Below are 17,557 nucleotides of genomic sequence, written 5' to 3'. Positions count from 1 at the left end.
ATGAACCTCTATTCGTGCCGGAGTGCCTGGATGGGGCGGAGCTTGGCGGCCCGGTTGGCCGGATAGCTGCCGAAGAACAGCCCGATGCCGACCGAGACGCCCAGGGCCAGGACGATGGAGGAGGGCACGATCACCGGTTCGATCCCGGCGATGGTGAACTGCGCCCCGATCACCGCGATCGCCACCCCCGACAGGCCGCCGACGAGCGAGAGCAGCGTCGCCTCCAGCAGGAACTGGCCGAGTATCGCCCCTCTGGGCGCGCCGATGGCCTTGCGGATGCCGATCTCCCTGGTCCGCTCGGTGACGGTGACCAGCATGATGTTGGTGATGCCGATGCCGCCGACCAGCAGCGAGATGGCCGCCACCGCGCCGAGCAGCACGGTGAAGGTGCCGGTGGCCGCGCTGACGGTCTCCTGGAGGGTGGCCTGGTTGAGGATGCGGAAGTCGGCGGTTCCGGTGGCCGGGATGCCGTGGAGCTGGTTGAGCACCGCGGTGATCTCGGCCTGCGCCGTGGTCGCCGCCTCCGCGGAGGTGGCCTGGACGAGGATCTGGCTGAGCGACCCGAAGCCGGTCAGCGACTGCTGTACGGCGGGCAGCGGCGCGATGGCCACGTCGTCGGCGTCCTGCATACCGCTGGAGCCGCTCTCCTTGAGCACGCCGACCACCGTGAACGGCACGCCGGAGATCGTGACGGCCTTGCCGATCGGATCCTGGGCGCCGAACAGGTTCTCCGCCACGGTCCGCCCGATCACCACGATCTTGCGCGCGGCGCTGACGTCGGCGTTGACGAAGTACTGCCCCTGGGCCACCGGCTTGTTGGCGGCCTCGAAGTAGCTGGGATAGGTGCCCACGAGCTGCGCGATCGAGTGGCTGGCGCCCTCGAAGGTCGCGGTGGCCGAGCTCGCGGTGACGATCGGCGAGACGGTCGTGACCGAGGGCAGCTGCGCCCGGTCGGTCAGGGCCTTGGCGTCGGCCAGGGTGAGCTGGCGTGCCTGGGTGCGCGGGCCGCTGTTGGACCGGCCCGCTCCACCGCCGGGGAAGCCGCCGCCTCCTGTGGTGGAGGAGGAGATCGTCAGCGTGTTGGCGCCGAGCCGCTGGATGTTCTGCGTGATCGACTGCGACGAGCCCTCGCCGACCGCGACCAGCAGGATCACGGCGGCGACGCCGATGAGGATGCCGAGCGTGGTCAGCGCGCTGCGCAGCTTGTTGGCCACCAGGCCCTTGAGCGCGAAGCGCAGGATCTCCAGCGGGTTCACAGCACGGCCTCCGAGGTGCGCGGAGGCGAGCCGTCGACGGGCGCAAGGGGGCGGTCCGCCTCCGAGGTGGTCGGAGGCCGACCCACGACGGTCGCCTGGGGGCGGTCCGCCTCCGAGGTGCGCGGGGGCGGACCGTCGACGGGCGACTGGCGGCGGTCCTCGATGATCCGCCCGTCGACCAGCCTGATCACCCGCTTGGCGTGCGCCGCGACGTCGTCCTCGTGGGTGATGATCACGATCGTGCGTCCGGAGACGCTGAGCCGGTCGAAGATGTCGAGCACGTCCCGCGTCGAGCTGGTGTCGAGGTTGCCCGTGGGCTCGTCGGCCAGCAGCATGGCGGGGGCGGTGACCAGCGCCCTGGCGACGGCCACCCGTTGCTGCTGGCCGCCCGAGAGCTGGTTGGGGTCGTGGTGCACACGGTCGGACAGGCCCACCTGCTCCAGCGCGGCCAGCGCCCGCTCGCGCCTGGCGGCCGAGCCGACCCCGCCGTAGGTCAGCGGCAGCTCGACGTTGGCCAGGGCGCTCATGCGCGGGATCAGGTTGAACGACTGGAAGACGAACCCGATCTTGCGGTTCCTCAGGACGGCCAGCTGGTGCTCGCCGAGATCCCCCACGTCGACGCCGTCGATGAGGTAGCGGCCGGCGCTCGGCACGTCCAGGCAGCCCAGGATGTTCATCAGGGTCGACTTGCCGGATCCGGAGGCGCCCATGATGGCGACGTAGTCGCCCTTCTCGACGTCGAGGGTGACGCCGCGCAGGGCGCGCACGGTGGCGTCGCCCTCGCCGTACTCCTTGACCAGGTTCTCCACGCGCAGGACGGGATGGCTCATCGGCCGCCACCGCCCGGGGGCTGGCCGCCGCCGCCGGTGAAGCCACCGCCGCCGCCGAATCCGCGCATCTGGTTGCCCTGCTGGCCGGTGGTGGTCGTGGTGGCGGGCGGGACGACCTGGTCGCCCTCCGACAGGCCGGACCTGATCTCGGTCGTCACCGTGCCCTTGACGCCGAGGGTGACCGGGGTGCGCACCTGCCGGCCGTTCTTGAGCAGGGTGACCGTGCTCTGGCCGCCGGCGGTGGTGATCGCGCTGGAGGCCAGGGCGATCACGTCGGCGGCGCGGCCCACCTCGACGCTGACCGTGGCGGTCTGGCCGAGCTTGACCTGCTTGGGCACCTCGGTGAACGCCACGGTCACCGGGTACTGCACGACGTTGTTGCTCGTGGCCGAGACGGGCTCGATCTGGGTGATCTCGCCCTTGCCCGATACGCCCGAGAGCGCGTCGAAGGTGACCGTGGCCTCCTGTCCGACCTTGAGCCTGGCCACGTCCGTCTCGGTGAAGTTGCCGGTGAGCTGCAGCTTGGCGGTGTTGGTCACGGTCAGGAAGCCCGTCGACCCGCCGGTGCTCGCGCCGGAGCCGCCTGAGGTGCTCGCGCCGGAGCCGGCTGTGGTGCTCGCCACGGAGCCGCCCGAGGACGAGCCTCCGACGGTGCCGTTGAGTGCGGTGATCGTGCCGCCGAAGGGCGCCTTGAGCACGGTCCCCGCCACCTCACGCTGCGCCTCGCGGTAGGCGATGCGCGCCTTCACATAGGAGGCGTAGGCGGCGGCGGAGGAGCCGGAGTCCTCGGCCGCGGCCTGGTAGTCGGCCAGCGCCGCCTCCAGGCCCTCGCGCGCGCTGTCGTCGTCGAGGCGGGCCAGGATCTGCCCCTTGCTCACCTTGTCGCCGACCTGCACGTAGATCTTCTCGACCGTCCCGCTGGTGTCGAAGGACAGCGAGCGGGTCTGCGCGCTCTCGACGGAGCCGGAGGCGGAGACCGAGGCGACGACGGTGCCGCGGGAGGCGGCGACCGTGCGCACGGCGGCCTCTTGCGTGGCCCCGCCGAGGCCGAGCGCGTTGTAGATCGCGCCCGCGCCACCCAGCAGGAGGATTCCGAGTGCCCCGTTGATCAGCAGGCCTCTGCGTCTGAACTTCACACTGCGTGACCGTGGCACGCTCAGATGTGGATTTTTCTGCGTTTTCCTTAAAATCTGATGAGAAAGGAACCGCACAGGCAACCATAGGAAAGACACAGGCCGCGCCTAGCAAATTCCCATATCTACCAGCCATGATGGCCGCCCATGAGTGCAAAAAGGGTGCGGATCGGCGCCTTGGCGGCTGCGGTGGCCCTCACCGTTGCCGGCGCGAGCTACCTCACTCTCCGTGACGATGCTCCGGAGGCGGTAGGGGTACGGCTGGCCTCCGCCGAGCGCGGGACGGTGACGTCCGTGATCTCCGCTCCGGGCAACACGGCCGCGGGCGACAGCCGGGACCTGGCCTTCTCCACCTCGGGCACGGTCACCCGGCTGAGCGTCAAGGTGGGTGACCGGGTGAAGAAGGGGCAGGTGCTGGCGCGCATCGACGCGACCGCCGCCCAGGAGGCCTACGTCCAGGCGAAGGCGGATCTGGCCGCCGCGAAGGAGGCGGTGGAGGATTCGTCGTCTTCGAACGCCTCGGAGGCTTCGACGGGCAAGGGGTCGCCGGCGCCCTGTACGGCGGGCACGCAACCGTCGTCGTCACCCAGCACTTCGGCGTCGCCCAGGGCATCGGCGAGCGTGACCGCATCGACGTCAGGGGACGCCGCCACGCCGGGGAGCATCGACGGAACGCGCGCCGCCGTACGGCCCGCGGCCCTGGAGCTCGGCCCGGCCACGCCGTCCCCCTCGGCGACCGGGGAGAAGCCCGAGCCGGACCCGCGGCCCACCGGCGAGCACTCACCCGAGCCCGAGCCCGCCGTCACCGTGACGGTCACCGCGACGGCCACGGTCACAGCCACGGTCACGGCCACCGCGACGGTCACGGCCACCGCGACGGTCACGGTGACCCCGACCACCGGCCCCAGTACCCCGGCACCCGGCACCCCGGCCCCGAGCAGCGCCGCCCCGAGCAGGAGCGCCTCCCCGGCCACCTCACCGCCGGCCAGCGGGGAGACCACGCCCAAGCCATCGGCCAAGCCGACCGCCGGCCCGACCGCCGGCCCGTCCGTCAGCCCGTCCACGAGGCCGTCCGGGAACGCGTCGGCCCGCCCCACCACGAGCGCCAAGGACACCACCAAGCCAGGCGCCTGCACCACCCCCACCGGCGGCACCCGGACCACCTCGGCCACCGGCGGCTCCACGACCGGCGGCTCCGCGACCACCGGCGGCTCCGCGACCACGGGGAGCTCCACCGGAGACAGGGCCGAAGCTCAGCTGCAGCAGGCCGAAGCCGCCCTGGAGAAGGCCAGGGAGCAGCTCACCGGCACGAAGATCGTCGCCCCCGCCGCCGGCACCGTGCTGGCCGTCGCCGGCCAGGTGGGCGAGAGCTCCGGCTCCGGCGCCTTCGTCACCCTCGGCGACCTCGACGAGCTCCAGGTCCAGGCCCTGTTCACCGAGAGCGACATCGCCCAGGTCAAGATCGGCCAGGAGACCGCGGTGACCCTGGCGAACGCCCCGGAGAGCAGGCTCACCGGCACGGTCACCCACATCTCCCCCACCGCGACGACGAGCAACAGCCTGGTGCGCTACGCGGTCACGGTCGCCTTCGACGAGCCGCCGCCCGGCCTGATGATCGGCCAGACGGCGAGCGTGGTGCTCACCCTCGACCAGGCGGACGCCGCCGTCTACGTGCCGGTTCAGGCGGTCACCACCCGCCCCGACGGCACCTCGGTGGTCACCACCCGCGACGGCCAGAGGCTCGTGGAGGTCGGCGTGCGCGGCGACCAGTACGTGCAGATCGTCTCAGGGCTGGGTGAGAAGGATCAGGTGGTGCTGCCCGACGCGTCGGCGGGCGGGTTCCCCGACAGCAGCTGGCCGGAAGGGTTCTAACCCTTTTCTCACGTTGGGCGCGTTTCCTTGGAATCCATGAACGACAGGCGGATCCACATCCTCGTGGTGGACGACGAGCCTCCGCTGACCGAGCTGCTCACGATGGCGATGCGGCTGGCCGGCTGGGAGGCGCTGCCCGCGCACGACGGGGAGAGTGCCGTCAAGCAGGCGCGTGCCGTACTGCCCGACGCGGTCGTCCTCGACTGGATGCTGCCCGACATGGACGGCTTGCAGGTCCTGCAGCGGCTGCGGGCGCTCAGCCCGACGTTGCCGGTGCTGATGCTGACGGCCAAGGACGAGGTCGCCGACCGGATCGCAGGGCTGACGGCCGGCGCGGACGACTACGTCACCAAGCCGTTCAGCCTGGAGGAGATCATCGTGCGGATGCGCGGCCTCCTGCGCCGCTCGGGGGCCGCCCAGGCGCCGCCCGACTCGCGGCTGACGCTCGGTGACCTGGTCATGGACCAGGACACCCACGAGGTGTGGCGGGCGGGCAAGCCGGTCCAGCTCACCCCCACCGAGTTCGAGCTGCTCCGCTTCCTGCTGAACAACCCCCGGCGGGTGCTGAGCAAGACCCAGATCCTGGAGCACGTGTGGGGATACGACTTCGGCGGCAACAGCAACGTGGTGGAACTGTACGTGTCGTACCTGCGCCGCAAGCTGGGCGTGCAGCTGATCCACACGGTCCGCGGGGCTGGCTACGTCGTCAAACCGCCTCGCTGACGAGCCGGGTGGTCGCGGTCGCGATCGTCCTGCTGACGGCGCTGACGCTGGTCATCGCGACCGCCACGACCCTGCAGCTGCACGCCTCGCAGCGTGCCCAGCTCGACGACCGGGTCCGTGACGCGGCCAGGCGCGCGGTGATGGCCGCCTCGCGCATCCCGGGCGACGCGCCCGCCGACTACCTGTTCGTGCCCGGCCAGAGCATCGGCACGTTCGGCGCGCGGCTGCGCGACGGCGCGGTGGCGGAGGCGACCGTGTTGTCGTCGGAGACCGCGATCGACACGGTCGACGCGCCGCCGGCGCTTCTCGGCGTCGGCCGCCGGCCGGTGACCGTGTCGCTGGGCGACGAGCTGGGCGACTACCGCATGGTGGCCGAGCGCGGCCGCACCGGCGACGTGATCGTCACGGGCCTGCCGGAAGCGCCGATGAACGCCACGATCAGCCGCTTCATCGCGATGGAGGCCGTCGTCGCGCTGACCGCCGTCGTGCTGGCCGCCCTGCTGGGCACGGCCATGGTGCGGCGCGCGATGCGCCCGTTGCACCGCCTGGCCGCCACCGCCACCCGCGTCTCGGAGCAGCCGCTGGACCGTGGTGACGTGGTACGGCTGGCACGCGTGCCGGACGCCTACTCCCATCCCGGCACCGAGGTGGGTCAGGTGGGCGTCGCGCTCAACCAGATGCTCGGGCACATCGAGGAGTCGCTGGCCGCCCGGCACGCGGGAGAGGTACGGCTGCGCAAGTTCGTCGCCGACGCCAGCCACGAGTTGCGCACCCCGCTGGCCTCGATCGCCGGCTATGCCGAGCTGGCCGCCCGCGACCCCGGCACCCACGAGCACTCGCTGCGGCGCATCCGCTCGGAGACGACACGGATGACGGCGCTGGTGGAGGATCTGCTGTTGCTGGCCAAGCTAGACGCGGGGCGGCCGCTCGCCCGCGAGGAGCTGGATCTGCGGCCGCTGCTGGTCAACGCGGTGAGCGACGCGTACGCGGCCTCGCGCGAGCACAGGTGGCTGGTCGACTTTCCCGGCGCCGGCCCCGAGCCGGGCCCCGGCGACGACGAGCCGGACGCCACCGAGCCAGACGCCACCGAGCCGGGGGCGCTGGCCGACGACGAGCTGTGCGTGGTCGGCGATGCCGACCGCCTCTACCAGGTGGTGACGAATCTGCTGGCCAACGCCCGTTCCCACACCCCGCCCGGCACCACGGTCACCACGACCCTCACGGTCGAGTCGGGATGGCTGGCGTTGCGGGTGCGCGACGACGGCCCCGGCATCGCCGCCGAGGTGCTGCCCGACCTGTTCGACCGGTTCACGCGTGGGGACGCGGGCCGCTCCCGGCAGGTGGGCGGCACCGGGCTGGGCCTGGCCATCGTGGCGGCGGTCACCGCGGCTCACGGGGGCAGGGTCGAGGTCTCCAGCGTCCCGGGTGACACGGTGTTCACGGTGTGGCTTCCGGGGGCGCGTTCGTAGGGGATTATCCGCCTCCGACAATCGCCTGGCCTGCAGTCATACGGAAACCGCAAATTACCGCCAAATCATCGACTTACTGGACAACCCGTCAGTAAGGTTGCTGATCCGTAGCCCCCCACGATGTCGAGGTGCCGATGGCCCTGACCGGTTTCGTCGGCCGGAAGGCCGGGTCCGCGCTGGGCCAGGTGGGCGAGCTGTTCGTGATCGTCCTGGAGGGCCTGCGCCGCACGTGGGACGTGCGGAACTGGTTCTGGGAGTTCGTCGCGCAGTGCTGGTTCCTGGCCCGCATCACCAGCGTCCCGGTCCTGCTGGTCAGCCTGCCGCTGGGCGCGACGGTGGCCTTACAGGTGGGCGAGCTGGCCTGGCAGCTGGGCGCGGCCAGCGCCACCGGCAGCGCGGTCTTCGTCGGCCTCATCCGCGAGGTCGCGCCGCTGGCCAGCGCGCTGCTCATCGCCGGGGCCGGTGGCAGCGCGATGACCTCCGACATCGGCGCCCGCAACATCCGCGACGAGCTGGCCGCGATGGAGGTCATGGCGGTCAACCCGATCCACCGCCTGGTCACCCCGCGCATGTGGGCGGCCTCGACGGTCGCGGTGTGCCTGTGCCCGCTGGTCATCCTGGCGGGCGCGACCGGTGGCTACTTCTTCAACGTCGTCGTCCAGGGTGTCACGCCCGGCGCCTACTTCGACGGCGCGCTCAGCCTGGTCGTCGGCAGCGACCTGTACGTCACCCTCTTCAAGGCCTGGGTGTTCGGCTTCATCGCCGCCGCGGTCGCCTGCTACAAGGGCATGACCTGCCAGACCAGCCCGGTGGGCGTGGGCAGGGCGGTCAACCAGTCGACGGTCGTGACCTTCATGCTGGTCTTCGCCTTTAACTACGTGATCTCGGCCGTGTACTTCCTCGCCTACCCGCCCAAGGCCTTCTGATGGTCGCCAGGACGGCGGGCGCCAGGGCCGCGCTGAAGGGCCGCGACCTGGCCGAGCGGTTCGCCCAGCTCGGCGACTGGCCGCTGTTCGTGTGGAAGGTGCTGTTCTACGCCGTCCGCGACGTCGTCCTGCGGCTGAAGTACTTCAAGGTCGTCCTACGCCAGATCAGCGACGTGGTCGTGGGTGTCGGCGCGACCGTCATCGGCGGCGGCATGATCTTCGTCGTCTTCACCATGGCCTTCGTCGTCGGCGCCACCGTGGGGCTGCAGGGCTACCAGGGCCTGGCCTCGATCGGCGCCGAGTCGTTCATGGGCCTGGTCGGCAGCTTCGCCAACGTGCGCGAGATCACCCCGATCATCGCCGCCACCGCCCTGGCCGCGCAGGTGGGCTCGGCCTTCACCGCGGAGCTGGGCGCGATGCGCATCTCCGAGGAGATCGACGCGCTGGAGGTGATGGGCATCAACGCCTTCACCTATCTCATCTGCACCCGCGTGGTCGCCGCGCTCGTGGCGCTGATGCCGATCTACCTGATCGCTCTGTTCGCCAGCTTCTTCGCCACCCGCCTGATGTGCACGGTGCTGTTCGGCATGGCGCCGGGCGTCTACGACTACTACTTCTACATCGGGCTGCCGGTCAGCGACATAGTCTTCAGCGTCGTCAAGGTCGGCGTCTTCGCCTTCACGGTGATCGTCATCCACTGCTACCACGGTTTCTACGCCACCGGCGGCCCCGTCGGCGTCGGGGTGGCCGCGGGCCGGGCGATCCGCCAGTCGATCGTCACCATCGTCCTGCTCAACCTGCTGCTGTCGTGGCTCTTCTGGGGCGGCGGCGGAAGCCTGAAGCTGACGGGGTGAGGGCGTGAACCACTCGTTGCCGCTGAGACTGGCCGTCGCCGTGGCCGTCGTGGCCGCGCTGGCCGCCGGAACCTTCTTCGTGGTGCGCGGCGTCACCGAGGTGGCCGGCACCCGGATCGTGGCCATCTTCGACCGGGCCGGCCAGGGACTGGACGCCAACTCGCCGGTCAAGGTGCGCGGCATCACCGTCGGCGACGTGACGGCCGTGACGCTCGATCCGCAGGGCAGGGCCGTGGTCACCATGCACATCGAGCCTGCCGTACGGCTTCCGCAGACGACCACGGCGGCGATCGAGCCCAGCTCGGTCTTCGGCCCCAAGTTCGTCGACCTCAAGCTCGGCTCGGGCGAGAGCACCGGCCCCTACCTGGCCTCCGGCGCGGTCATCCGCGACGGCGAGGAGCCGGTGGACCTGTCCGACTCCCTGGGCGACCTGTACCGGGGCGTCGACGCGGTCGACCCGCGCGAGGTCACCGTCATCGTGCACACGCTGGCCAAGGGCCTGGAGGGCAAGGGCAGGCCGCTGCGCGAGCTCATCGACGACTCCGGCACCGTGATCGAGGTCGCCTACCGTCACCGTGACCGGGCCAGGCGGTTCCTCAGCGACAGCGCCCTGCTGTCGGGCACCTTGCAGGACAAGGGCGACGACCTGGTCCTCATCGCCCGCGACATCAACACCCTCACCCCCGAGCTGCTCCAGCGCGCCGACAAGGTGCGCGTCCTGCTCAAGGAGATCGCCTCCGTCTCCGAGCTGGGCGCCCACGGCCTGCGCAAGCACCGCGGAAACCTGCGCGCGGGCGTGCACTCGGGCGAGCGGGTCGCCTCCCTCGTCTACGCCCAGCTCGGCCTGGCAGGCGACGGCGTGCGCGGGCTGACCACGCTGGTCGACCTGCTCAACGAGCTCATCGAGGCGCCGGGTCCCGGCCAGGCCCACCAGCTGCAGACCGTCTCCTTCCTGCTCGGCGACGTCTGCCAGCTCATCGTCGGCTCCTGCGGCCCCACCGACGGGAGGAAACGATGAGGTCCTCCCGCCTCTGGCTGATGGCGCGCTTCCTGCTGTTCCTGGGTGTGACGCTCAGCCTGATCGTGGTGATCACGATCCAGATCGCGCGGGTCAGCACGGGCGGCGGCTACACCCTGACCGCCGTCTTCGACGACGTCTCCGGCCTGCTCGAAGGCGACCAGGTGAAGATCGCCGGAGCGCCGGTCGGCCAGGTCAGATCGATCCGCGTCGTCGGCGGCCGCGCCGAGGTGGTGCTCGAGGTCGACGAGAAGGTGAGGGTGCCCGCCGACACCGAGGCCGCCGTGCGCTGGCGCAACGCCATCGGCCAGCGTGTGGTCTACCTGGTGCCCGGCACCGCGCCCGGCAGGCTGGCCGCGGGTTCGCGGATCACCCGCACCTCCTCGGTCGTCGACATCGGCGAGCTGGTCAGCGACCTCGGCCCGCTGACCAGGAGCCTCGACCCCGAGCAGATCAACCAGCTGCTCACCGCGGCGGCCAAGGCGCTGCACGGCAACGACAGGAACCTGCCGCGCCTGCTCGACAACGTCAACGACATCACCGGCACGGTCGCCCAGCGCAAGGAAACCATCAAGGAACTGCTGAAGGACTACGCCACCGTCACCGAGGTGGTGGCCAAGCGCCACAAGCAGATCGCCCGGCTGGTCGACAACCTCGTCCTGCTGTCGGAGGGTTTCGCCCGCAACCGCAGGCTCGTCGACGACTCGATCGTGCAGCTGTCGGCCGAGTTCGACACCGCCAACCAGGTGCTCGGCCGCAACGCCCGCGAGCTCGGCCTGCTCACCGACCACCTCACCGGCCTGACCGGCGGCATCCGGCGCAACGTCGGCCGCATCGAGCGCACGATCACCACCATCCAGCCGCTGTTCGAACGGGCCTTCAGCAGCGTCAACCGGGGCCACTACTTCGTCTCGGCGGTGCCCTGCCTGGCGCTCGGCCCCTCGCCGTGCCCCTACGCCATGAACACGCCGCCTCCGCTGCGCGACAGCTACCGGGTCTCCACCGCCAAGGACCTGCGGCGGCTGCTGGTGGGGGGCTGACGATGGCGCCGAAGTCGTTCCGCGACCGCAACCGCGTCCTGGTCGGCCTGGTCTCGCTGGCCGTCCTGTCCGCAATCCTGGTCGGCACCTTCCTCGTCGGCACGCTCGGCGTCTTCGAGGGCGGCTACACCATGTCGGGGATCTTCGCCGACTCCGGCGGGCTCAAGTCCGGCAACGACGTGCGCGTGGCGGGCGTGCGGGTGGGCGAGGTCACCGAGGTGCGCGCCGACTACACCCAGGGCCACGTGGTGGTCACCTGGCGGGTCGACGCCGACGTCCGGCTCGGCCGCCAGACCCGCGCGGACGTCACGCTCTCCAACCTGCTCGGCGGCCGCTACGTCAAGCTCACCGGCGCCGTCTCCGAGCCCTACATCGACCAGCTGCCGGAAGCGCAGCGGGTGATCCCCGCCGACCGCACCGGCGTGCCCACGCTCATCAACGACGCGTTGAAGGACGCCACCCGGCTGGTCCAGCGGCTCGACACCGAGGCGGTCGACGACCTGCTCACCGAGCTCGGCAAGATCGACACGAGCAGGCGCGGGCGCATCACCCGGCTGCTGAAGAACATCGGCGACCTGTCCGACACCATCAGCCAGAGCGAGCCGCAGCTGCAGAAGCTCCTCGACAACGGCAACCGCATCATCGACGTGCTGGAGAAGAAGGACAAGGAGATCAACCGGCTCATCGACGCCTTCGACGTCATGCTGGCCGAGCTGCGCTCGCGCCGCGACGAGCTGCGCCTGCTCCTCGGCTCCGGCAGCGAGCTGGTCACCAGCACCACCCGGCTGATCAGCGAGCACGAGAAGAGCCTCATTCAGGTGCTCGACGACAACCGCGCCATCACCACCCGGCTGGCCGCCACCAAGGCCCAGTTCAACGGCGTTCTCGCCTGGGTCGGGCCGACCTTCTCCGGCCTGGCCACGATGGGCGGCCAGGGCCCGTGGATCGAGGCGATCGCCGCCGGGCTCGGGCCGATCAACCCCGAGGTGATCGGCGCCATCGCCAGGGATCGGAGTGACGCCCGATGAGCTTCCCTCGTACGGCGGGCAGACGGCTGACAGCCGTGGCTGCCGCTCTCCTGCTCCTGCTCACCGGCGGCGGCTGCACCCTGTTCGGCCCCCAGCCGCTCCGGCTGACCGCGATCTTCTCCTCCGCGCCCTCGCTCTACGAGCAGGCCAGGGTCAAGGTGATGGGCCTGGACGCCGGATACGTCGAGCGCATCGCCATCGAGGGCGACAGGGTGCGCGTGGTGCTCTCGATCGACCCGCGGATCCCGCTCCCCTCGGACGTCAAGGCGGTCGTCGCCCCGCAGAACACCCTGGGGGAGCGCAACGTCGTGCTCCACCCGCCGTGGAAGCCTGGCGACCAGCGGATCCAGGCGGGCGCCACCATCCCCCTCGACCGCACCGACCTGCCGGTGGAGATCGACGACGCGCTCGACGCCTTCACCAGGCTCACCGAGGCCCTGGACGCCGACAAGGTCGGCGACGTGACGAGCGACTTCGCCGACGGCATCGACGGCCGCGGCAAGGCGATCAACAACGCGCTCGACGACACCGCCAAGCTCACCGGCACCCTGGCCAAGCAGGACCAGCAGCTCATCGACCTGGCCAAGGGCCTCAACCGGCTGGCCGCCAACCTCAACAGCCGCGAGCGGCAGGTGAAGTCCACCATCGACGCCTTCGCCGACGCCAGCGCGATCCTCGCCGAGGAACGGCAGCGGCTCAAGGGCTTCATCGAGGGCATGGCGGGCTTCGTCCGGCGCGGCGACGTGCTGATCGAGGCCTACAGCGAGCGGCTGCCGCAGGCCGCTGGCACCCTGGCCGAGCTGGTGCTGGTGGTCCGCGCCAACAGCGACTCGATGGCCAAGGCGATCAAGGGCTCGGCCGACTTCGCCGACGTGCTGGTCGAGGCGTGGGACAGGGAGAACCACCTGCTGAAGATCCGCGTGGTGCTCAACGCCATGACCAGGGCCTGGCTGACGCCGCTGTTCGAGGCGCTCAACCTGGGCCGGGTGCCGTGCCTGCCGGGCGGGCTGAGCAACTGTGCGAGAAGCCGATGAGAAGGGCCGTCGCGATCCTCGCGCTCCTGGCCGCCGGGGGTTGCTCGATCCAGACGCTCGGCGCCGGGGGCGGCGGCTACACCCTGTCGGCGGTCTTCACCGACGTGCAGAGCCTGGTCGCCGGGCACAGCGTGCAGATCGCCGACGTGAGGGTCGGCACCGTGACCGCGGTCGCGCTGGAGGGCTACCAGGCCAAGGTGACGATGTCGATCGAGTCGGTGGACCAGGTGCCGGTCGGCACCACCGCCACCGTCGCCAAGACCTCGATCCTCGGCGAGAACTACGTGCAGCTCGTGCCGCCCGGGGCCCTCGACGCGGGGCCGTACCTGAAAAGCGGCTCGACCATCACCGACACCAGCGTCGAACCCGACATCGAGCAGGTCACCGAGCGGGCGGGGCCGCTCATCGAGGCGCTCGGCGCGCAGGACGTCAACGCCATCCTCGACGCCGCCTCGACGGCGTTGTCGGGCAAGGGCGACGACGTCAACAAGCTGATCAAGCAGACGGCGCTGGTGACCGACGCCTACGCCGCCGCGCGCCAGGACATCGCCACCACCGTCGACGCCCTGGCCAAACTGGGCGACGACCTGGCCAAGGGCAGCAAGGATCTCGACAGGCTGCCCGGCGAGCTGGCCCGCGCCACCGAGCGCGTGCACCACGGGCGCAAGCACATCAAGCAGGCCCTCGCCGCGCTGACGGAGCTGGCCGAGGAGGCCAACACGACCGTGTACCCGCGCCACGCCGCCCGCCTGCGAGAGCTGCTGCGCGAGCTCGACGGCATCACCTCGGCGATGGTGCGCGGCAAGGAGGACCTCAAGACGCTGGTGGACCGCATGCAGAAGTTCATCGACGCGCCGCCCATCACCGTCAACGGGCAGGTGCTCATCTACGTGTGGCTGAAGGGGCTCATCCTGCCGGGCGGCCAGACCGTCCCCAACGACCCCAAGGTCACCCGCGGCCCGGAACCCAACCGGGCCGAGGACTTCCGCCTGCTGATGGAGCCGCCGCGATGAGGAACCGGGTCTACCTCAACCTCGCCGTCTTCGCGATCCTCGGCATCGTGATGACCGTCTGGGCGTTCAGCACGATCATCAAGCTCGACGTGATCGAGCGGCCCTACCGGGTCGAGGCCGAGTTCGCCTCCTCCCCCGGCCTGGTGCACGGCTTCGACGTCGCCTACCTCGGCGTGCGTGTCGGCAGGATCGGCGACGTACGGCTCGCGCCCGGCAAGATCGTCGTGGGACTCGACATCGACAAGGAGATCAGGCTGCCCAGGTCGGTCACCGCGGAGGTGCGCCGCAAGTCGGCGATCGGCGAGCCGTACGTGGAGCTGACCCCGCCCAAGACCGGCGCGGGCGGACCGGTGCTGGCCGCCGGCGACCTCATCCCGCTGGCCAGGACCTCCGTGCCGCTCGACTACCGCAAGCTGTTCCAGGGGGTCGGCAGGCTGCTCAACGCCGTGCCGCCCGAGGACGCGCGGACCATCACCCACGAGCTGGCCGTCGCCCTGGAGGGGCGGGCGCCCGACATCCGCGCCATCATCGACGACGCGCACGACGTCACCGACACCCTGGCCGACAACTCCAAGGTGCTCGACGAGCTGGCCGTGGAGCTGACCAGGCTCACCCACACGCTGGCGGGCGAACGGCACAAGATCTCCTCGGCCATCCGCGACACCGGCCTGGTCACCGACTCCGTCGTCGACGCGCGCACCGACCTGTACGCCTTCCTGGACCAGGGACCCGGCGTGTTCGCCCAGCTCCACGAGCTCATGCTGAAGGCCAGGCCCGGCTTCTCGTGCGCGCTGACCGCCGCGGGGCTGCCGCACCGGCCGGCCTTCTCCGCCGAGTCCGAGCGTTACGCCCACCATCTGCTCGGGCTGGTACCCACCACGCTCGCCCTGGCCGACGACATCAGCGACCGGCAGGGCAACACGACGTACGGGCGCAACACGTTCATCTTCAGCGTGCCGGGCGGCCCGACGCCCGCCTACGAGTACGCCGACCCGCTGGGCCCGCCGGCGGTGCCCGGCGTGCGCTCGTGCCCCAAAGCCGTGGCCGCCGAGCACTCCCACCCCGACGCCGCCGTGCCCGGCGGCGAGCGCGAGCGGGAGGAGCCGCAGGAGCGGCAGGTACGGCGGGCCGCGCCCACGCAGGACGAGACGACCGAGCCCGAGCCGACGCTCGAGCCCCTGGAAACCACATCCAGCAGCCCCAAGAAGGTGGCCGCCCCCGCCCCGCTGGACACCACTCCGCTGATTGTGGCGATTTTCCTCGCAGTCGCGGCAAGCGGTGGCATCGTGGGCTGGATCGCCGTGGGCCGGGCGGCCCGCCGCCGTGGAACGGAGTAGCAGTATGCCTTCCGAGCAGGACGTTGCCGTCGGCCAGAAGCCCGCGGTCCGGCGAGCCTGGCGCATCACGCCCAAGCCTCTCCCGCTGAGCGAACCCGCAGACGAGGTAGCGGACGAGGCCACGGACACGGACACGGCCACGGACGAGACGGCGGATGATGGCGCGAGCGAGCAGGCCGCCGAGGGTGGTGCGCCGTCCACCGCCGCACCGTCCAGCGTCCCACCGGCCAACGGTGTCTCGTGGACGCGGTGGATCACGGCCGCCGTAGCCGTCGTGGCGGTGCTGGCGCTGACCGGATTCGCCCTCATCCAGTGGATCGGCGCCGGCCAGGCCCGCGACGCCCAGGCCCGCCTGGAGGCCGACCGCACCCTGCGGCTGGAGGTCTCCGAGGCCGCCCACAACTTCGCCCAGGCCCTGCTCACCTACGACTACCAGGATCTGCCCTCCGCCAGGGCCAAGCTGCGCGACCTGGCCACCGGCGACTTCCAGACCCTGTACGACCAGGAGTTCGGCGGCGCGATGGAGCAGGTCATCATCAAGCTGAAGGCCGTCTCCCAGGCGACCTCCCGCGAGGTCTACCTCGCCGACGTCAGCGAGACCACGGCCAGGGCCATCGTGGTGGTCGACTCCCAGGTCAAGTCCGAGCAGGCGATGCGGGTGGTGAGCGACTCCCACCTGAAGCTCCTGATGATCAAGGAGCCCGACGGCTGGAAGGTCCAGGAGGTGACGGTGCTCGGCGCGGCCAAGGAGCAGGAGACGCCGCTGGGCGACCCGCAGAAGACCACGCCGAGCCCCGAACCTTCGAAGAAGGACTAGTAGACGGCCACGCCGTAGGCGTTGAGCGCCTCGATGACCGGCTGGAAGAAGGTCGTGCCGCCGGTCGTGCAGTTACCGCTGCCGCCCGAGGTCAGGCCGAGCGCGGTGCCGCCGGAGAACAGGGGTCCGCCGCTGTCGCCGCCCTGGGCGCAGACGGTGGTCCTGATCATCTGGTAGACGCTGCCCTGGGCGTAGTTGACGGTGGCGTTGAGCGCGGTGACGGTGCCGCTGCGCAGGCCGGTCGTGCTGCCGCTGCGCTGCACGGACTGGCCGACGTAGGCGTTGCCCGCGCCGGTGATGTCACGCGAGCTGCCGTTGTAGAGGTTGACGCTGCCCGGCTTGGCGATGCTCGTGTTGGTGTAGCGCACGATGCCGTAGTCGTTGCCCGGGAAGCTGCTGCCCGTCCTGGTGCCCAGGACCGTGGTGCGCGAGGAGTTGGCGTACCACGTCGAGCCGATGTTGGTGCAGTGGCCCGCGGTCAGGAAGTACGTCGTCGATCCGCTGCGCACGTTGAAGCCGAGCGAGCAGCGGGAGGATCCGGTGTAGATGGCGTCGCCGCCCTGGATGAACAGGTCGAATGTGCCCGCCTGGTTCTCGGTGCGCACGGCGGGTCCGGCCGCGGCGCGCTCGACGCTCTTGGCCGCCTCCTCGTCGTTGAGCTGCTTGACGATGGCCTCGACACGCTGGCGCTGGCCGGCGTCGACGGACTCGTCGAACCAGACGACGACCTGGTTGGTGGCCGGGTCGACGGCCCATGCCGTACCGACGACGCGGGCGGCGCGGTCGAGCCTGCGCATGATCTTGTCGAAGTCGTCGGAGCTGCGGACCACCTTCTTCGGGATCGCTCCGGCGGCCAGGACGGCCTGCGCGTCGGCGTCGTCGGTGATCGTGACGACGAGTTTGCCCTGCGCGTGATCGAAGTACGAGCCGGCGTCACGCACGCCCAGCTGCGCGTCGAGCGTGGTGGCGGCCAGGGCCGCCGGGTCGGCCGCCTCCGGCGTCGGCGGGGTCGCCTGCGCCGTCGGCGAGAGGATGAGGGATCCGGTGAGCAGAGCGGCCGCGGTGACGATCAGCCCTGCTCGCGGGGGACGGATGCTCATGTGCGGAGCCTCCTGGGGGATGCCGGCCAGCCCCGTCGGCTGGCCTCGGGGGGTAGGTCGGGAGGGCGCCTCTCCCGGGTACCGCCCCAATATGAATAACCTCAAGT

The 17,557-nt window shown here is 70.9% G+C and carries 16 protein-coding genes; 12 read left to right on the top strand and 4 right to left on the bottom strand.

What is annotated here, in order from left to right; genetic code table 11:
• Nucleotides 1-8 precede the first annotated feature (8 nt).
• Genes HNR30_RS06115 through HNR30_RS06105 form a run of 3 tightly spaced genes read right to left on the bottom strand, consistent with a single transcriptional unit; the run spans nt 9 to nt 3,222 of the window.
• The gene (locus tag HNR30_RS06115; protein WP_181608629.1) at nt 9-1,256 is read right to left on the bottom strand and encodes an ABC transporter permease; all 1,248 of its coding nucleotides are present in this window, start codon (nt 1,254-1,256) and stop codon (nt 9-11) included.
• Nucleotides 1,253-2,086: an ABC transporter ATP-binding protein gene (locus tag HNR30_RS06110; protein WP_181608628.1), complete on the bottom strand. Its 834-nt coding sequence runs from the start codon at nt 2,084-2,086 to the stop codon at nt 1,253-1,255. The genes HNR30_RS06115 and HNR30_RS06110 overlap by 4 nt, the downstream gene beginning before the upstream one ends.
• On the bottom strand, nt 2,083-3,222 hold the full coding sequence (locus HNR30_RS06105; RefSeq protein ID WP_312894260.1) for an efflux RND transporter periplasmic adaptor subunit: 1,140 nt from the start codon (nt 3,220-3,222) through the stop codon (nt 2,083-2,085). Before HNR30_RS06105 ends, HNR30_RS06110 begins: the two co-directional genes overlap by 4 nt.
• Nucleotides 3,223-3,366: 144 nt before the next feature.
• Between HNR30_RS06105 and HNR30_RS06100 the strand changes: the two genes are divergently transcribed.
• The 12 genes from HNR30_RS06100 (at nt 3,367) to HNR30_RS06045 (ending at nt 16,350) form a co-directional block, all read left to right on the top strand.
• Complete coding sequence (locus tag HNR30_RS06100) at nt 3,367-5,091, top strand: efflux RND transporter periplasmic adaptor subunit (RefSeq protein ID WP_181608627.1); 1,725 nt, start codon at nt 3,367-3,369, stop codon at nt 5,089-5,091.
• 36 nt (nt 5,092-5,127) lie between these two features.
• Nucleotides 5,128-5,814 carry a response regulator transcription factor gene (locus tag HNR30_RS06095; protein WP_281389486.1) on the top strand — a complete coding sequence of 229 codons (687 nt, stop codon included), beginning with the start codon at nt 5,128-5,130 and terminating at the stop codon, nt 5,812-5,814.
• 8 nt (nt 5,815-5,822) lie between these two features.
• Nucleotides 5,823-7,283, top strand: coding sequence for a sensor histidine kinase (locus tag HNR30_RS06090; protein WP_312894259.1), 1,461 nt, complete (start codon nt 5,823-5,825; stop codon nt 7,281-7,283).
• Nucleotides 7,284-7,417: 134 nt separating this feature from the next.
• Complete coding sequence (locus HNR30_RS06085) at nt 7,418-8,209, top strand: MlaE family ABC transporter permease (RefSeq protein WP_181608981.1); 792 nt, start codon at nt 7,418-7,420, stop codon at nt 8,207-8,209.
• Nucleotides 8,209-9,063 carry an MlaE family ABC transporter permease gene (locus HNR30_RS06080; RefSeq protein WP_181608625.1) on the top strand — a complete coding sequence of 285 codons (855 nt, stop codon included), beginning with the start codon at nt 8,209-8,211 and terminating at the stop codon, nt 9,061-9,063. Before HNR30_RS06085 ends, HNR30_RS06080 begins: the two co-directional genes overlap by 1 nt.
• Before the next feature lie 4 nt (nt 9,064-9,067).
• Nucleotides 9,068-10,081, top strand: coding sequence for an MlaD family protein (locus HNR30_RS06075; RefSeq protein ID WP_181608624.1), 1,014 nt, complete (start codon nt 9,068-9,070; stop codon nt 10,079-10,081).
• Nucleotides 10,078-11,121, top strand: coding sequence for an MCE family protein (locus HNR30_RS06070; protein WP_181608623.1), 1,044 nt, complete (start codon nt 10,078-10,080; stop codon nt 11,119-11,121). Before HNR30_RS06075 ends, HNR30_RS06070 begins: the two co-directional genes overlap by 4 nt.
• Before the next feature lie 2 nt (nt 11,122-11,123).
• Nucleotides 11,124-12,149 (top strand): MlaD family protein, encoded by a 1,026-nt coding sequence (locus HNR30_RS06065; protein WP_181608622.1) that lies wholly within the window; start codon nt 11,124-11,126, stop codon nt 12,147-12,149.
• 35 nt (nt 12,150-12,184) lie between these two features.
• Nucleotides 12,185-13,183 carry an MCE family protein gene (locus tag HNR30_RS06060; protein WP_312894258.1) on the top strand — a complete coding sequence of 333 codons (999 nt, stop codon included), beginning with the start codon at nt 12,185-12,187 and terminating at the stop codon, nt 13,181-13,183.
• Nucleotides 13,180-14,196 (top strand): MCE family protein, encoded by a 1,017-nt coding sequence (locus HNR30_RS06055; RefSeq protein ID WP_181608620.1) that lies wholly within the window; start codon nt 13,180-13,182, stop codon nt 14,194-14,196. The genes HNR30_RS06060 and HNR30_RS06055 overlap by 4 nt, the downstream gene beginning before the upstream one ends.
• Nucleotides 14,193-15,533: an MlaD family protein gene (locus tag HNR30_RS06050; RefSeq protein ID WP_181608619.1), complete on the top strand. Its 1,341-nt coding sequence runs from the start codon at nt 14,193-14,195 to the stop codon at nt 15,531-15,533. Before HNR30_RS06055 ends, HNR30_RS06050 begins: the two co-directional genes overlap by 4 nt.
• Nucleotides 15,534-15,537: 4 nt before the next feature.
• On the top strand, nt 15,538-16,350 hold the full coding sequence (locus HNR30_RS06045) for a hypothetical protein (RefSeq protein WP_181608618.1): 813 nt from the start codon (nt 15,538-15,540) through the stop codon (nt 16,348-16,350).
• On the opposite strand, the gene HNR30_RS06040 is transcribed toward HNR30_RS06045, so the two are convergent.
• The gene (locus HNR30_RS06040) at nt 16,347-17,450 is read right to left on the bottom strand and encodes a S1 family peptidase (protein WP_181608617.1); all 1,104 of its coding nucleotides are present in this window, start codon (nt 17,448-17,450) and stop codon (nt 16,347-16,349) included. The two genes, HNR30_RS06045 and HNR30_RS06040, sit on opposite strands and share 4 nt — an antisense overlap.
• Nucleotides 17,451-17,557 lie beyond the last annotated feature (107 nt).

Origin of the sequence: Nonomuraea soli (assembly GCF_013761175.1) — a bacterium.
Classification (GTDB): domain Bacteria; phylum Actinomycetota; class Actinomycetes; order Streptosporangiales; family Streptosporangiaceae; genus Nonomuraea; species Nonomuraea soli.
This window is presented reverse-complemented; position numbering and strand designations above follow the sequence as displayed.

Coding starts and splice junctions, on each gene's coding strand:
- HNR30_RS06110 (WP_181608628.1), bottom strand. CDS start 2,086: ATGAGCCATCCCGTCCTGCGCGTGGAGAACCTGGTCAAGGAGTACGGC.
- HNR30_RS06100 (WP_181608627.1), top strand. CDS start 3,367: ATGAGTGCAAAAAGGGTGCGGATCGGCGCCTTGGCGGCTGCGGTGGCC.
- HNR30_RS06095 (WP_281389486.1), top strand. CDS start 5,128: ATGAACGACAGGCGGATCCACATCCTCGTGGTGGACGACGAGCCTCCG.
- HNR30_RS06085 (WP_181608981.1), top strand. CDS start 7,418: ATGGCCCTGACCGGTTTCGTCGGCCGGAAGGCCGGGTCCGCGCTGGGC.
- HNR30_RS06080 (WP_181608625.1), top strand. CDS start 8,209: ATGGTCGCCAGGACGGCGGGCGCCAGGGCCGCGCTGAAGGGCCGCGAC.
- HNR30_RS06070 (WP_181608623.1), top strand. CDS start 10,078: ATGAGGTCCTCCCGCCTCTGGCTGATGGCGCGCTTCCTGCTGTTCCTG.
- HNR30_RS06065 (WP_181608622.1), top strand. CDS start 11,124: ATGGCGCCGAAGTCGTTCCGCGACCGCAACCGCGTCCTGGTCGGCCTG.
- HNR30_RS06055 (WP_181608620.1), top strand. CDS start 13,180: ATGAGAAGGGCCGTCGCGATCCTCGCGCTCCTGGCCGCCGGGGGTTGC.
- HNR30_RS06050 (WP_181608619.1), top strand. CDS start 14,193: ATGAGGAACCGGGTCTACCTCAACCTCGCCGTCTTCGCGATCCTCGGC.
- HNR30_RS06045 (WP_181608618.1), top strand. CDS start 15,538: ATGCCTTCCGAGCAGGACGTTGCCGTCGGCCAGAAGCCCGCGGTCCGG.
- HNR30_RS06040 (WP_181608617.1), bottom strand. CDS start 17,450: ATGAGCATCCGTCCCCCGCGAGCAGGGCTGATCGTCACCGCGGCCGCT.